Genomic DNA, 15,520 nt, shown 5'->3' on the forward strand with positions numbered 1-15,520 from the left:
TTGGGATATGAACCTTACTGTAGATCTATAGCACTTAACGATTTAAAAGAGCATACTAGGTGGAATATCCAATTATCACCTATGAGCCAACAGTTACAAGGCGTTCAGGTGGTTGGGCGTAAGGCCTTATTCCAGCAAATGAGCGATAGGTTAATATTGAATGTGGGGTCCTTGCCTGCCTTTAGTGGTAATAATGCCCTGCAAGTGCTTCAAAAGGCACCTGGGGTCATTGTTCAGGAGAATTCGAACAGCATTAGTCTAAACAATAAGGGTGAGGTGCTGATTATGATAAACGATAGGGTCTCGCGCGTACCCAAGAGTAACTTGATACAGCAATTAAAGGGAATGCGGGCAGAAAGCATTGATCGTATTGAACTCATTCATCAGCCCTCGGCAAAATATGATGCTGATAATGCCGCCGGTATTATCCATATTGTCATGAAGGAAAATAATCATTATGGTTTTAATGGTAACGCTAGTTTTACCGCTGGTATTGGGCAAAGGGAAAAATTCAACGGAAGTACCGACTTTAATTATCGCAATAACAGTTTGAATATTTATGGCAATGCCACTGGCTTTCATAGCAGATCGCCCCAGTTATTGATAAATCATTTTAGGGAATATGAATATGAGGGCGATTATTACTATTACGAGAACAAGTTGAAATTTGAAAACCCTACCAGCAATTCATTGGGCTTTACATTGGGGGCCGATTTTGAAATTGACAAAAACAACATTGTAGGGGGTCTTTTTGGGTATTCCAAAAATAATGCACTGGGCCATGATTATACTAGTAGATCAAGTGGTTCAATAAATTCGGTGCCCAATACCGATTCAGAATTCCTCCTTGATGTTGACAATCCTAACAGCAACACCTTTATAAACCTAAACTATTTTCGAAAAATAGGGGCTAATGCTTCTTTAAATATCGATGTGGATAGGGTAACATTGGATGTGCAAAATTCTTCCGAACTTTCCAATCTTGATCCTTCGGAAGCTATTGAAAGAACAGAAGTTGATCGTGAATCACAATTTGAAATCAAAACGGCAAAGGCCGATTTTGAATGGGAGACGGAAGCGGGCAACAAATGGGAAACAGGTCTTAAAGGCACTTTTAATAACTCCAATACCCAATCACAAATTCGGAATAGATCATCCGGTGTTTGGGAAGTGGACGAAGCTTTTACAATGAACGATGATATTGCAGAAAAGGTCTTGGCAGCCTATGCCTCGTTTCAAAGACAATGGAACGGGAAATGGGAAAGTAATCTGGGCCTTAGACTGGAGCACTATAATTATGAACTTGACGATACCGTTGGAGAGAAAGACTTTAACGTTACTTACAATAATATTTTTCCGGTCGTAAGGACCAGCTACGCTATAGATTCAACCAAGTCGCTGACTTTATCCTTTAACCGCCGTATTGAGCGGCCGTCTTTTTTTAGTCTGGCAGGTTACTACGTTTTAATAGACCCGTCGTTATTCGCCAGTTCAAATACGCGGATTAGGCCATCGTTTACCAATGCGGTCAGGCTTGCATATAACCAAGGTTCTTTTTTGATCTCGATGGAAATAAATAGGACCAAGGGCGCCATCGCTTTCTATAACACGGTTGATAAGGAAAAGAATCTGCAGACAAGTATCCCTATTAATTTTGATCAAATGAACGGATTCCTGTTAAATATGAGCTTCCCGATAAAAATTAGTAAAATGTGGAAAATGAATTGGAATTTGGATGGTGCCTACAAAAAGGTAAAAGATGCCTCTAATCGGCCCCTGCCTTTTGAAAAAGGACTATTTACTGTTACAGCTCAGTTGGCCAATGTTTTTGAACTAGGTAATTCATGGACCGCCAACATAGATGGTAGGTATATGAGTCCGTACATATCCGGAGACCAAGAGCAGTACGTGCAACATTACGTAAACTTCGGGATCAGCAAAAAATTCAAGAACGAAAGTACCCTTACCTTCAGTGTACAGGATATCACTGCCACCAGCGGCATCATCGAATGGGAATATAATCAGCCGGAACTGGGTATAAAGACCTATGGCGACAACGACTGGTCCGAAAGGGTATTTCAACTAACCTATTCTTTTCCCTTCGGGAATAAAAAAGTAAAAGAAACAAGAAAACGGCAAACGGGATCCCAAGAGGAGCGCAATCGGATGTAAACATATCTAAATGGATAATTTTATATTTAGAGTAGGCATCCTACAAAGAGTGAATAATTATCAAAGTAGAATAATTGAAATCCAGTAAAATCAATCTTAAATTCATTTAAGTTTTGAATCAAATTAAAAGGCTTCAAAAAATGGGTCTGGAATTGTCAGGTAAGTAAGTTAATACTCAGGGTTTGCTCCTAATTACCAGCCCATAAACTGACTAATGTAGCCATGGTTTAACCTTTTACCTTGCCATATTGTTCGGTTCCCTTTAATTAATGTTAAGTCCCCATTTATTCACCAAGTTCATGGCAGCCCTATAATTGTATTGATTGCGATCTAAGGTCTTCATTCGCTTTAGTGTATTCACTACCTCTTCTTTTAATAATTGGCTGTTGTCATCAATTAAATAAATAGAATTCATGGCCTGTGTTTGTGCAAATTCCCTGTCGGTTTTTAAGGCCCTTAAGAAGCCTTCATAAGCTTCTTCTTTTTCACCAAGTCTATACAGCGATTCTGCGGCTACCACTGCTACACTCACCGAAGGGTCGTCAATGGCCTTTTTTAAAGCGGCGATTTCAGATTTTCCTTTTTCCCCAAGAAGGAGTAAACCCGTTGCACCCCAATAACGAATTGCCGATTCTTTGGATTTAAGGAATTCTACCATCTTTCGTTTATTTTCAATTTTCCCAAATGAGGCAAGCTCTGCTGCTTCAATGATTTCCTCAATAGGTACCTTACCACTTTGAAAGTAATCGAATATTGCCTGATCTTTTGCCCTTATTGTGCGCTCATCCTCTGGCATAAATCCGGTATCCTTAATATTAGTCAACCACATGCTGTTGGCTGCTCGCATTTCCTCTAAAATATCGGCGTATTTAGGGTCTTTGGCCAGGTTGTTTATTTCCCAGGGATCGTTGTCCGTGTCGTACAATTCCTCCACAGGTTTTGTATTCCAATAGGCACTCTGAATTTCGTTGCATTCACCATTCTCATAGGCTGTTTGCCATGATTGCAATGACTTGGCCCGGAACAAATACTCTATTGGCAAGGCATAAATTCGGTGTGGCATGTAATTGTGGATATAACGGTATTTTTTACTTCTTACGGCCCTGCTCATATCATACCACTCGTCCATACGGTCACGGAACATATAGGCATATTTTGGATCTGGGCTTATATTTTCACCTAAGAACGCCTCACCTTGTAATTGTTCGGGCACATCAGCACCTACCAAATTTAATAATGTGGGATATAGATCAACAAAGCTGATCAAACGGTCTACTTTGGAATTAGGCTCTTTGGCAGGCCAGAATTTTTTATATTTTTCAGGAATCCGCACAATGAAGGGTACATGTGTACCTGTTTCGTATACATATCGTTTGCTGCGCGCCAATACACCGCCATGGTCCGCGTAATAAATTACTATCGTATTATCGGCCATTCCTGAGTCTTCCAATTCTTTTAAGCGTTGGCCTACAAAAGCATCCATTTGCTGAATACGATCATAATACTGTGCCCAGTCGCGTTCCATATCGGGGGTACGCGGATGGTAAGGAGCAATAGGGACTTTTTTGGGATCGTGACTCAACTCACTTATGGGCAGTTGATCGTGTATTTTGCTTTCATGGGTAATGGTAGTATTAAAAATAGCGAACCAGGGTTTTCCCTTTGGCGCATTTTTATAATGGGCATCCGAACTACATTCATCCCATACTTCTTTATTTACATTGGTGTTATAGTCGGTTTTGACAGAATTGGTAGTATAATAGCCCAATTCCCGCATGGCCTCTACATGGAATTTTACCTGGCTTCCTCTGGGGTAATTACTTCTCATATTGGAATGGCCTCCCGAATTGGCATAGATTCCCGAGATAATAGTGTTTCGTGCAGGAGCACAAACAGGGGCATTGGCATAGGCATGGGTGTACAAAAAACCTTCCCTCGCCAATTTGTCAAGATTGGGGGTATTGGCAAATTCATCTCCGTAACAACCCAGAAATGCGCTATTGTCCTCGCTGGTTATCCATAGAATATTTGGGAGATCCTGGGAATGTAGTTGGTTGATGCAAGCCATCGTACAAATACAGGCTATTAAAAGGTAAACGGGATGTTTTTTCATTGGTAATGGGATGAGGATGTTGGATATTAAGGCATTAAATTAAGAAATAAAGTTCAGAGTAATATGGTGTGCCAAGGTCTGTATCCAACATCGTCGAAAAATTGCTTACTAATAAAAAGGTGGATTTTAGTTTTGGATGTTTTAAGTTAAGTCCGATACTTAGTTACTGCTTGAATAAAGGCAAACATCTTTTTTTAAAACTCGGTCTCTAAAAACTTTAGCTTAATAAAATGTTCTAAAAACTAAGTAATGGTTGATCCATGGCAAGTAGGCCGCCGGGAAAGTTTACCAAACTGATATTCATCATTTTACATATAGGTTGCCATCAGTATCTTCGATTTATAATTGGTACTCCAAGGAAAAGTCTATTCCCGTCATTTCATTCTAACATTGAGCGCTGCTTATCAAATTATCCAACCGCAATCTTGCAGGTAGCCATTTGAATGGAAAGAAAATTATTCTTTTGGATTTTGATACGAACGGATTCGCTCTTGACCCATTTGAAAAAGTCTTGGATGTTTTTAACGATGCAAGTTTTTTTACAGTCTCAACATCTGGATCTACCAAAGGCCATATAGCTTACTTTATCAATAATGAGCCAACTCCACAGCTTATTGTTGGGGACGCAGAATTGAACAGTTGGGCAGTTGCATATAGAATAAAAGTTAATACCTAGTTACGGAAAACAAGGGTTGAAAAACGTTTATAATGACACAAAGACTCTTAAAACTATATCCGAATATGGATGTGCAATATTCTCATGATAAGAATGATTTGTAAACAGAGACAACATCTAGGCCAGTGAAATTTTGAAAAAATAATAATTAAAACAAAATATTATGAAGGGTGCAATTTTTTTCTCAGGTAAGTACGGCAGTACGGAACAATACGCAAAATGGATAGGCGAAGCCACTGGTTTACCCATATTCGATATCAAAGATGCCGGTGCCGATCCATCAAAATATGATTTTTTAATATTGGGCAGTTCTGTGCTGTATTATAAGTTGACCATTAGAAAGTGGGCAAGGGCAAATTTGAGCAAGCTTAATGGCCGGTCAAAGATTTTGTTTTCCGTCTCCGGTGCAGGACCCAGCGACAAACTCGAAAGATGGGTTGCCGCTTCCTTTCCTAGTCAATTATTGACACAAATGGAACATGTGGCCCTTCACGGCAGATTAGACCATTCAAAACTCAGTTGGTGGCTTCGAAAAATCTTGTGGATGGGTTCGCTCTTTAACCCCGACCCTCAAGCTAAAAAGGAAGAACGTGGAGGATTTGACTATATGGACAAATCTAGCATTGAACCAATTCTAAAAATTATTGGGCAATTTCAATACAGTGGGCATAACACATGAATATTAGCTAAAAAAGTACATCAAGTCTGATGCTGCCCCAGATTATATGCCAAAAAAGGTAATATACCAAACGAAGTGTCAACATCAATATAAAACCATACTGCTTAAAAGCTACTAATTGAACCCAATTGAATAGATACAAGTTCACCCAAACAACCATGGCTGCCCATAGGGGATAGTCATCCATATAGACTTGATAGGAAGGTTCGAGGAGCGCCACAATGCCCAGTACGATCCAAACTGGTTTTAGAAGTCCTATGGCCGGTAAGAACCTGTTAAGAACAATCATCAAAACGGCCAAGGGCAGTACATGAAATAACATTTCGACCAAAAAGGCGATGGCAGGATAGAACAAGAGAGATTCAGGAAGTAGGATGTTCATCCCTTGTGGAAAAACAATGGCCAAGTCTACAAAAATTGCAATGGCTACGAATAGAAGCACGGATAGGGAAAATTTTAAGAATATCCGAGGCTTTACTTTTCGGTGGATGTCAAACCATCTGTTGTATAACAAGAAAGTCAAGGCCAAGCTTCCGGAAATTGCAGTGACCCCAAAAAGTGTCAATGGATTAAAATTTTTGAAAAACCTGAAAAATATACCATCGTTGAGCTGGTACAAAGTGACCGTGATGATTGTAAATACAAATAAAAGAGAAAGAAGGATTACAAATTGTTTGCTTTGGGCAGCAAAGAGGGTCTTGAAATCTTTCATTTATTGACTTCCTTTGCGAGTTTTTGAATGACGTCTGGCTATCCAGACCACTATAACCCCGATTACTCCCAATATTGACATAATCGCTGCAAAATATATCCATGTACGTTCTGAATATTGCAACGGCCTGTATTCAGGTCGATAATCAAAGTCAATCCATGGTCCAACTCGACCCAATATAAAAATCAGTACCCGAATTGCGTGTAGTATAATTGCTATGGCCGCGAGGCGCAATGTTATTCTAATCCACTTTTTTTTGTTTGATATCCACCATAGTATGGAGGAAAACAACCAGCCCAAATCAAGAAGAAACTCCATGACGAGCAAAGCTGCGACCCAGCCTACCATGGATATCATTGAATTTTGCGATAACATAATGATAGTTCGGACAAGTAGGACGCTAGCTCCGGCCGCAAAGAAAATGGCATAAAACCCAGGTTTAAAAGAAAAATTCTTTTTCATGTGGCCAACTCTCCAAACAGCACCATATAATTTTGTCCCCTTTCCTTGGCACATTTTGGGCAATAAGCATAATGTACATAGAAGTCTTTGACCTCTTTGCCCTCTTCGGCCAAATCTGCTTCCAATTGTTTCATGAACTTAGGGGTGTCCTTAAAGGGGCCATCAAATACGCGACTCTGGAATGTTCCTGAAAGGGTTGTGTTTTGGGCATTGGGAACTATACCGGAGACCGATAGGTACATCTCAGTTTTGAAAGCTGACGGATCTCTGAACAGCAAGAGTGTTTCGTCTTTATGTTCAGATAGTTTATTGGCATCTTCTGCTAATTTCATCATTTTGGTTACTCTCTTGCCTATCATGGGCGGCAAAGGAATATGAAACAGGGTGGGAACCGACGCCTTTATGAATTTTTTTTGAATCCAATTAAAGGTTTTGTGTTCCCACTTTTCGGGATGGAATACTGGACAACATTCTTCTGTTACTATTTTTGCATTCTGTACTTGTTCCATAGCATTAATTATTTTGAATTTTTAAATCGTACTATTCATTTGTTTTTTCAAGATACTCCGAAACCGGGTGGCGCTGAGATATTGGTCATCCTACAAATTACCATTGAGCAACAGACTGAACACGCTAAAACCTGAAGTAGGCAAATTTGCCTTCTTTATGGTATTTATTTGTAAATCTTTCAAGTCCACATTATAGTCCATCGCAACATCCAGTATTGCAGTTATGGACTTTTCCTTCCAAGTTCACTGATCTGCATAAAGTGGATGCCAGCCTTTGTTCTTTTTTTGTTGGTTTGTCCAATTGTAAAATTTAGGATTTTAGGCCTTTCTGTTCTATGTTTTAGTAAGTAGTTCGAACCTATCCTTTGTTTCAATTTGTTGAAAGCCATTTTTCTCAAAAAGGGTTTTATCGACTAGCCAACCACCCCTACTTGTTATTACGCATACACCATGCATACCCTTGGCTTTTGCGTCTTTTTCGGATTCTTCAATAAGCATAGAGCCGTAACCTTTATTTCTTTCTTTTTTAGAGTAGCTAGTACAATGGTTAAACATAAAATTATCGGCATCTATAGGTTTTCAGGATTTTTCGGCAATAACTTACTCAATAAAACCGATCATCTTGTCTTCATCGTTTTTCAAGATTTTAATTCTTACCCCTTCTCTATAGCGTTTTTCAAACCAATTTAATTTATCTATGAATCCTTGTCTTTTAGTGTCCTTTTATTAAAAACAAAGTCTCCTGAACAGCATTTTCCGGTATAATTACTACTATTTTGACAGTTTTTCTTTAACAGTTTTTATCATTTTTGCGGTATGAGCAATAGGTATGTCCCAAGCTTCTTTGATCTGACCATTGATAATACACCATACAACAATTGCATCAATCTCCATATCTTTTCCGTCCAGGGACAAGCTGTCTTTAACATGTGTGATGATTAGTTCATCTCCCATAGGTATTATGGATATGGGATTTACTTTAAAGGAACCACTGGTGCGACCTGCTATTTTTTGAAAGAAGTCTGTTAAACCAGAGAGGCCGAAATAGTCTCCTTCCAACTCGGATACCTTAGGATTAATATAGTGCCAAACGAAATCTTCGGCTAATACTCCAGCCAAAGTATTGGGGTCTACAGGGTTGAACCTCTTTATAATACTGATATTCGGATGTTCTTTATTCATGATGTCAATTTTTAACCAACTGCTTTTAGAATGAATTGCCGTTATTCTCCGTTTGGCCAAAAGAGACCATTGAGCAAAGTGTGATAAATAAAATCGCTATAGTTTATAGTTTTCATTTATTTTTTGGCTTATAGGCTCAAATGTACTGACCGTCAGTTATTTATAAAATGACGTAAATCATTAAAGAAAGACTTCTTTTTTCAGTTACTTGGGAATTGCATTCACTATTTTCACCTATTGAGCTTGCCATTACACGTATAAAAGGAGTATTTGTCATATTTATGGTTTATGGCCTGATGGCGGATAACCCCATTTTCAATCGATTTCTGACCTGGCAGGCCTATATCATTTCTTTTCACAACCAATATTCACCTGATGAATATCATTGATTCGCTTTTATTTGAGAGATATATTAAGGCGAGGACCATAATAGTTAGCAAAATTGCAAGCGGTTGAGGTCGTAGATATGAACGGGAATATTAGCTATAAGTAGGGCAAAAGGTTAGGCCTTATTGGTTATTCATCATTAACCCGAAAACAAAAATTGTAATCCAATAATAAAACATGTCATGGAAAATACTCAAGAATATCAAAAGGCAAAGAAGAAAGTACAGGCAAGGATTGGTTTTAAAATTCATTTAGCGGTTTACCTCGTAGTAAATGCAATTCTTATTAGTGTAAACCTCATTAAGTCGCCAGATACCCTGTGGTTCATTTGGCCACTTATGGGTTGGGGCATAGCGATATTTTGGCATGCCATGGGCGTATTTGTTTTTAACACGGAATCCGGTGTCACAGAACGTATGATTCGCAAAGAAATGGATAAGCAACTTTCAAAGAAGAATTAGTGTTGTTCAATTTGAGGAGGGAACGTGATATTTTTACAATAAAGTATACTGTAACCAGTAAAAACTATCAAAAAAACCAATATGTTTCAAATAGCAATAAGCTTTATCCATAATATGTTTCGCGTGCAAATTGCCCGCAAATAAAAAAGGCTTCAAAAGTTAAAAACTCTTGAAGCCCTGTATTTATTGGTGGAGAATACCGTTATCGAACCTTTTGCGTTTAAAAATAATATTTCTCTTTATTTAGTGGCTTTATCCCTTTATTAGCGTGATTTACATATATTTGTTATAGTTCAAAACGATAGCTAATTATAAATAAATTGTCAACCAAATAGTAAACTCCATTGTCAACCAAGTCACATTCATTTTTTTTAAAGCATCCAAAAAGCGATAAGGAAACACTAATTCTTTTCACTTGTTATTTTAAATACGAGGAAAAAAAGTTTGTGTATTCTACTGGGGAAAAAATTATCCCTGTCAATTGGGATTTTGAAAATAAGCAGCCAATTAAAAGTGGAAAATATAAATCCAATTCAGCAAATTCTATTCAAATTCAATTGGATAGGTATAGTAAAATTTTTAAAGAAGTTGAAGAAAGAAGTAAAGTTTTCAATGAAGATTTTACTTCCAAACTTTTAAAAGAAGAATTTGAAAAGGAGTTTAAAAAAACACCATCCGGGCAGGGATTATTTTTTAAGGCATTCGATGAGTTTGTTGATTTTAAGACCAAAAGGTTGGATTGGGGCAAAAGCACACAAAAGCGATATAAGAACATTAAAAATATTTTGCAAAAATTTGAAAAGTCCAAAAAATATAAACTCACTTTTAATTCTATTAACTCAAAATTTGATAGCGAGTTTACAGATTATTGTGTAAAGGAATTAAAGCATGCCCACAATACATTTGCACGTAATATTGGACTTTTCAAAACCTTTATGTATTGGGCAGTAAGCAATAAATATACTTATAAAAAGGACTTTACCGAACTTAGAATAAATGAGAGAGTTGCAACCAAGCAAATCGCTTTAAAAAAGGAAGATTTGGAGGTGTTATTGAACCATAAGTTTGAAACTGAAAAACATGAAAAGGTAAGGGATGTATTTGTATTTGCATGTTTGACAGGAATGAGATTTGGCGAGTTGAAATTTATAACCAAAGAAAATATTATTAATAATTCACTTCATTTAAAGGAGGAAAAAAGTAAAAACAAACCCGTTAGAACCATTCCATTAAATGAAATCGCATTGTATTTATTAAGGAAATACGATTATAAACTTCCGATTATAGCTAACCAAAAACAAAATAAATATATCAAAGAGGTTTTTAATGATTGCGGTTATACCCAAATGACAGAAAAAATAACCACGATAGGTAAGGAGGATATTAGAACCAATATACCTTTTTGCGATCGGGTAAGTACACACACGGCGCGCCGTACCTTTATTACCTTGATGAAAAAGGAAAAGTATAGTGATAAATTAATAGCTTCCATATCGGGCCACAAGGATATGAAAACATTGAATAAGTATTACCAGGTCGATGATGATGACAAAAAAACGGCGGTAGATGAGGTGTTTAAAATGGATTTCAAATTATTAAAAAAAGCATAGTCTAATTAATATTATCAATTATGAATGAACTAACGGAAAATGAAAAAGAGCAAATCTTTATCGCGAAATTGCAAATGTACAATGCGCGCAAAGATGATCAGATAAGGGGGTTATTATTGGAACGAGAGTTGGCAAAAATTGGGTTTGGACTTATATGACTAAAGCTAGACTAACGGATTGGTATATTCCCAAAAATCCTATTTGGGAGTACTTCGAGCAGGTTTTGAAAAAGGAACAATATGTTGTTGAATCCATCGAAAATGAAAATAATATAGAAGAACTAATCGAACAGCTTCAAATTTCAACCTTGGCGTTGTATTCTGCCAAGTCAGATCTATTAGAGTATGTACAATATTACAGTCACCCTATTGCAATTATGGATTTGTTGAAAAGACTTTTTTTTGATTTAAATAAGCAATTGCTAACCTTCGAAAATAGGATTGTTGAATTAGGTAGTAGTGTTGATTTAGAATGGCGTGATTACGCCACAAAATTAAAACATAGGCATGAATCGGAATCGTTAACCGAAATGTACAAGGTACCCATATTGACCAACGCCGGGGAAATTAAAAAGGAATTTTTGGACCACATTGGGCAAAAGGAAATGTTAGAATCTACTTCCTTTAAGGATCTTTTTAAAGATAGCTTATATGAAAAGGCAATAAGTTGTTTAGTTGAAAATAAAATAATAAAAGATAACGGGAATGAAACATTTGATTTTATTGCACCGAGATACGATATCCGTTCACCAAAAATGGGTATTTGCATGTTGTATATTGCATTGGATTTTCTAAACTATTTAAAGCCAAATAATCTTAATGGGGTCAAAATAACAGAGTTATTAACAAGTACTTTTATTAATCATATAGTTAGTAAAAAAACTTTTAGCGATGCTAATATAAAAATAGGAAGTAACCCTAAGTTTAACAACAATCCATATTTAAAATTTTATAGCACAATTCTACCCAAAATACAAAATTAACAGCCTAATTATAGTTACTTCCGTTACTGTAACTGTGTAACTATATTTCAACCCCATTACCTTATAGTTTTGCCCTTAAGTAGTTTAAAAACTTAGGCAAAATGAACAATCCATTTGATGTTTTACTTCAAGAAATTAGGGATACAAGGGCGGAAATATCCGAGATCAAAAAAATCTTTCCTAAAAGAGAATCAATAAAAAGGTATTCACCCCAGGAGGTTGCAGATGCTACCGGGGTAAGTGTCCAAACAATTTGGAACGCTTTAAAGGATGGGCGTATACACGCGAAAAAATTCGGGAAACGTTATCTAATATCCGTGGATGAGTTCGACCGTGCATGTTCTGAAATAAAGACTATTAAGTACAAACGGTCATAGTTTATGAAGTTAGCAGCAGACTATGTAAAAATAGAAGTGCAACATCCTGATTTAAACTATATAGAAAACCAAAGCGGTTTGGAGTTCGATAGTTTGCTAAATCATAGTACGGGCGAAATTTCAGGACGCAAAATCGCGGAACATCATTTTTGTAAAATAACTATTTATGAAAGCGGGGCGGTGTATTTCTCCGGTAGCGTCCATAAACTTTGGAACTCTTTAAATGGTGTCAATGGACCTAATCAAAGGGATTTCGGGCAAAATAGGCTACGTGGTTTTAATGGGAATCAATTTTCATTAATGGATTTTTATTCGGTCCAGGAACATTTGGAAAGTCTTTTTAACTGTAGTGCATCCCAAATGATTATAAAGAATATTGAGTTTGGAGTTAATATAAATACATCCTTTGACCCGGATATATTTATTAAAGGATTGTTATATCACATGGGCGTTCCTTTTGAGTTTAGGTATCGCGGAAGTTATGCCCAGGCCATACACCAAAGATTCATTGCTAAGATTTATAATAAATCAAAGCAATACGGATTAAAAGAACATACTCTTAGAATTGAGATAAAAGTGGTTAAAACAAGGGAGATTGTTTCAACTGGCATTATTACAATGGCCGACATACGCCCGGAAACCATGGAAAGTGCCTCTAACTTGCTTTTAAAGCGGTTTGACGAGGTTGTGCATTATGATTATACAATCAATAAAGAACTACTATCCAAACATCAAAAAAGACTTATCACGGATTATTCGAATCCAAGGTATTGGATGGAATTAAAACCAAATTTTAGGAATAGGCATAAAAAAAGGCTAGAGGAAATAACCGCTAAATTTTCGGATAATATCCTGTTAGAAATAAGACAAGGTATTATAGAAAAGTGTAGCATAAATAACCGCACTTTAAAAACCTCTAAGTGTAGCATAAATAACCATTCAAGTATAGCGTTAAATGTGCTACAAAAGGCCCTGCTAAAAAAGCATGGTTTTGCAGTCTTGGAATACGACCGTGAGGAACGTTCGAAAATGACCAAGGAAGAACGCGCCCAAATTGATTCGATCAATAAACGAATGGCATGGGTTACACGTGGTTGTAGATCCTTAGCATCGGGAAACCAAACCGTTTTCCCGGACCCACATCGAAAAAAGTTTAGCACGACCAAGTTAAGACAATCCGGTAACCATGCCATGATCTATTTGATTGAGATTGGAATCCCTACAGGAAGGGCACACGCCGCAATAAATAAGAAAGTCCAAAAGACTATAACAGTTGAGTACAAAAGCACAATAGCGTTTTGGAATCAGTTTTCAAGCATTATAGATATGGCCCAGGAAAGCTACGGGGTTGTTATAGATTCAATTACTTTTTTAGATAGAATCAATAGAACACGCGGTAAAAAAGGTTTACCCCAATTTCTAACATCTAAATTCGAGAGTTGTGAAAAAGCCAAATAAGAAAACTGACCATTCAATGGTTTGCTTGATCATGGAAGCGTTCGACTATATCCAGGATCTATTTGATAACCCGCTAACAACCGATCAAAAAGACAAAATTTTGTGTGGAGGTTTAACCGCCCTAACACAACTCTTGTTAAAAGAGGTTGACGGTGAAGTTGGGTTGTCCATCCTTTATGACGAAGGGGACTTAAACACTGGGGTTAGGGAGTTGATCCAGGAAATACCCGAAATGTGGGAATTATTGGAGATAGAACACGGCTTTTGAAGTTATCGACGGCGAAAACATTGAATTATTATTAACTAAAAATCAAAATAAAAATGGAACTATTAAAAACACTAAAGACCAAAAGGGATTTCAAACCGGTGTATTTATGGACTGATTACGACCATATTAAAAACACTAAAGACCAAAAGGAAAAGACAGCCAAGGAAATGACCGCCGCCATATTGGAAGTTGAAGCATTAATTAAAAGACCACTTGCCAAAGAGGAAAAAGAAATGATTTTGATAAAACGTTGGGATGGTGTTGTTGATCTATTGAGGTTAAAAACAGGGTTCCCGGATGGCGAAGAATCGGCACTACTTGGTTTGCTTGGTTTGGACCCTGGAAAATGTAAAGAAGCATTAAACGGTATCAAAAGCCCGTATTATTCCAATGAATTTATTATAGCTAAAAAGACAATAGAGGTTAATCCATTATTACAAGAAGAATTGGAAAAGAGATTTTCCTATTATACTTCCCATGAACGTCAAAATATAGCCTTATCGATTGCCGAAAATTTGGCCGACGTTCTGAATAAGGCGGTTAGCCATCAATTAATTATCAACCTTGTTGGTATGAATGCAATTGAATTGTCAGGATATAAACATAGTTGGGCTAAATCTTTAAACAACCTAATTGTTATTGAATCGAGGAAAGTAGTTCCTAACAAGGTGGCGATTTGGAGATTAAAGGAATAGTTCACACCGGCCGGGAACGATTTTAATTTAGTACCGGCCTATTAAACAAGCCACATGAGGTCCACCATTAGATTAAATTTAGATATGTGCATTCTCTTAAATGATATTACAAGAATGAAAAGTGGGCAACGCCCTATCAAAAATATACATAGGTTGGCTTTGATCATTGAAACACGTTATGATCTTGACTACGATAGGATAAAGGACCAAATGTACAAATCCCAAAAGACCGGCTATCAACAGCACGATAAGGTAGAGGGGTTGGATGAATTGATCGAAAAGATTTGTTTAGTGTTGGGGGCTTCACGTGAAGATCTAATACATGAGGTAGAGCAATGAAGGCGACGACAAAACAATTTAGGTTCTGGGAACACTTTGCGGTACCCTTGGAATAGGTTGCACACGCCATTTTATTAACTCATTACCCATATTTGAAGCCTGTAACAAATCTTGTAACAGAACAGAACAAAAATTGTTACAAAAAGTAAAATGTAACACTAAAAACAGAAAATGAAATGCCATTATTAAAACCAAAGGAATTTGCCATGGCCGTTGGCGTACCTTACAACACGTTGCGCCAACACATAAGCCGCGGAAAGGTTTTTAAATCAGGGGACTACATTAGTACAGATTTCGGGCCAAACAAGGAATATATTTCAGAACAAACCGACGGTAAAGGCTATGACCTGGATAAGCTGCAAAGCGAAAAAAAGGACAATGTTTCTATCAAAGGCCAAAAGGCGGCCGTTAAGCTACCACAGCCGGAAATACAACAGC

General features: G+C 37.1%; 17 protein-coding genes. 13 read left to right on the forward strand and 4 right to left on the reverse strand.

All coding sequences use genetic code 11. The features are described from left to right. Positions 1-81: 81 nt before the first annotated feature. Positions 82-2,172: an outer membrane beta-barrel family protein gene (locus MWU78_RS14335; RefSeq protein WP_246998890.1), complete on the forward strand. Its 2,091-nt coding sequence runs from the start codon at positions 82-84 to the stop codon at positions 2,170-2,172. 262 nt (positions 2,173-2,434) lie between these two features. On the opposite strand, the gene MWU78_RS14340 is transcribed toward MWU78_RS14335, so the two are convergent. Beyond that, positions 2,435-4,285 carry a sulfatase gene (locus MWU78_RS14340; RefSeq protein ID WP_246998892.1) on the reverse strand — a complete coding sequence of 617 codons (1,851 nt, stop codon included), beginning with the start codon at positions 4,283-4,285 and terminating at the stop codon, positions 2,435-2,437. Positions 4,286-4,724: 439 nt separating this feature from the next. On the opposite strand from MWU78_RS14340, the gene MWU78_RS14345 reads away from it, so the two are divergent. Both MWU78_RS14345 and MWU78_RS14350 read left to right on the forward strand, forming a co-directional pair. After that, on the forward strand, positions 4,725-4,961 hold the full coding sequence (locus MWU78_RS14345; protein ID WP_246998894.1) for a hypothetical protein: 237 nt from the start codon (positions 4,725-4,727) through the stop codon (positions 4,959-4,961). A 163-nt stretch (positions 4,962-5,124) separates the two neighbouring features. Beyond that, positions 5,125-5,640: a flavodoxin domain-containing protein gene (locus tag MWU78_RS14350; protein ID WP_246998896.1), complete on the forward strand. Its 516-nt coding sequence runs from the start codon at positions 5,125-5,127 to the stop codon at positions 5,638-5,640. Between the two features lie 7 nt (positions 5,641-5,647). Here MWU78_RS14350 and MWU78_RS14355 read toward each other — a convergent pair whose 3' ends face one another. The 3 genes from MWU78_RS14355 to MWU78_RS14365 form a co-directional block, all read right to left on the reverse strand. Further along, complete coding sequence (locus MWU78_RS14355; RefSeq protein ID WP_246998898.1) at positions 5,648-6,352, reverse strand: hypothetical protein; 705 nt, start codon at positions 6,350-6,352, stop codon at positions 5,648-5,650. A gap of 458 nt (positions 6,353-6,810) precedes the next feature. Then, positions 6,811-7,323 carry a hydrolase gene (locus MWU78_RS14360; RefSeq protein ID WP_246998900.1) on the reverse strand — a complete coding sequence of 171 codons (513 nt, stop codon included), beginning with the start codon at positions 7,321-7,323 and terminating at the stop codon, positions 6,811-6,813. 771 nt (positions 7,324-8,094) lie between these two features. After that, on the reverse strand, positions 8,095-8,505 hold the full coding sequence (locus MWU78_RS14365; RefSeq protein WP_246998902.1) for a nuclear transport factor 2 family protein: 411 nt from the start codon (positions 8,503-8,505) through the stop codon (positions 8,095-8,097). A 569-nt stretch (positions 8,506-9,074) separates the two neighbouring features. Between MWU78_RS14365 and MWU78_RS14370 the strand changes: the two genes are divergently transcribed. The 10 genes from MWU78_RS14370 to MWU78_RS14415 all read left to right on the forward strand — a co-directional run. Continuing rightward, on the forward strand, positions 9,075-9,353 hold the full coding sequence (locus MWU78_RS14370) for a 2TM domain-containing protein (protein WP_246998904.1): 279 nt from the start codon (positions 9,075-9,077) through the stop codon (positions 9,351-9,353). A gap of 344 nt (positions 9,354-9,697) precedes the next feature. Next, positions 9,698-10,963: a tyrosine-type recombinase/integrase gene (locus MWU78_RS14375; protein WP_246998906.1), complete on the forward strand. Its 1,266-nt coding sequence runs from the start codon at positions 9,698-9,700 to the stop codon at positions 10,961-10,963. A 20-nt stretch (positions 10,964-10,983) separates the two neighbouring features. Next, positions 10,984-11,121: a hypothetical protein gene (locus MWU78_RS14380; RefSeq protein ID WP_246998908.1), complete on the forward strand. Its 138-nt coding sequence runs from the start codon at positions 10,984-10,986 to the stop codon at positions 11,119-11,121. After that, positions 11,118-11,945, forward strand: coding sequence for a hypothetical protein (locus MWU78_RS14385; protein ID WP_246998910.1), 828 nt, complete (start codon positions 11,118-11,120; stop codon positions 11,943-11,945). Before MWU78_RS14380 ends, MWU78_RS14385 begins: the two co-directional genes overlap by 4 nt. 101 nt (positions 11,946-12,046) lie before the next feature. Beyond that, on the forward strand, positions 12,047-12,322 hold the full coding sequence (locus MWU78_RS14390; RefSeq protein WP_246998912.1) for a helix-turn-helix domain-containing protein: 276 nt from the start codon (positions 12,047-12,049) through the stop codon (positions 12,320-12,322). Between the two features lie 3 nt (positions 12,323-12,325). Continuing rightward, entirely contained in the window at positions 12,326-13,780 is a 1,455-nt protein-coding gene (locus MWU78_RS14395) for a hypothetical protein (protein ID WP_246998915.1), read from the forward strand. After that, positions 13,764-14,048, forward strand: a complete 285-nt coding sequence (locus MWU78_RS14400; protein ID WP_246998917.1) for a hypothetical protein — start codon at positions 13,764-13,766, stop codon at positions 14,046-14,048. Before MWU78_RS14395 ends, MWU78_RS14400 begins: the two co-directional genes overlap by 17 nt. Positions 14,049-14,101: 53 nt before the next feature. Then, a complete protein-coding gene (locus MWU78_RS14405; RefSeq protein ID WP_246998919.1) occupies positions 14,102-14,743 on the forward strand; it encodes a hypothetical protein in 642 nt (213 codons plus the stop codon). Between the two features lie 54 nt (positions 14,744-14,797). Continuing rightward, positions 14,798-15,082 carry a hypothetical protein gene (locus MWU78_RS14410; RefSeq protein WP_246998921.1) on the forward strand — a complete coding sequence of 95 codons (285 nt, stop codon included), beginning with the start codon at positions 14,798-14,800 and terminating at the stop codon, positions 15,080-15,082. Between the two features lie 176 nt (positions 15,083-15,258). Next, the coding region (locus MWU78_RS14415) for a hypothetical protein (RefSeq protein ID WP_246998923.1) at positions 15,259-15,520 on the forward strand (262 nt) is incomplete at its 3' end.

This window comes from Arenibacter sp. F26102, from assembly GCF_023015865.1.
Classification (GTDB): Bacteria; Bacteroidota; Bacteroidia; order Flavobacteriales; family Flavobacteriaceae; genus Arenibacter.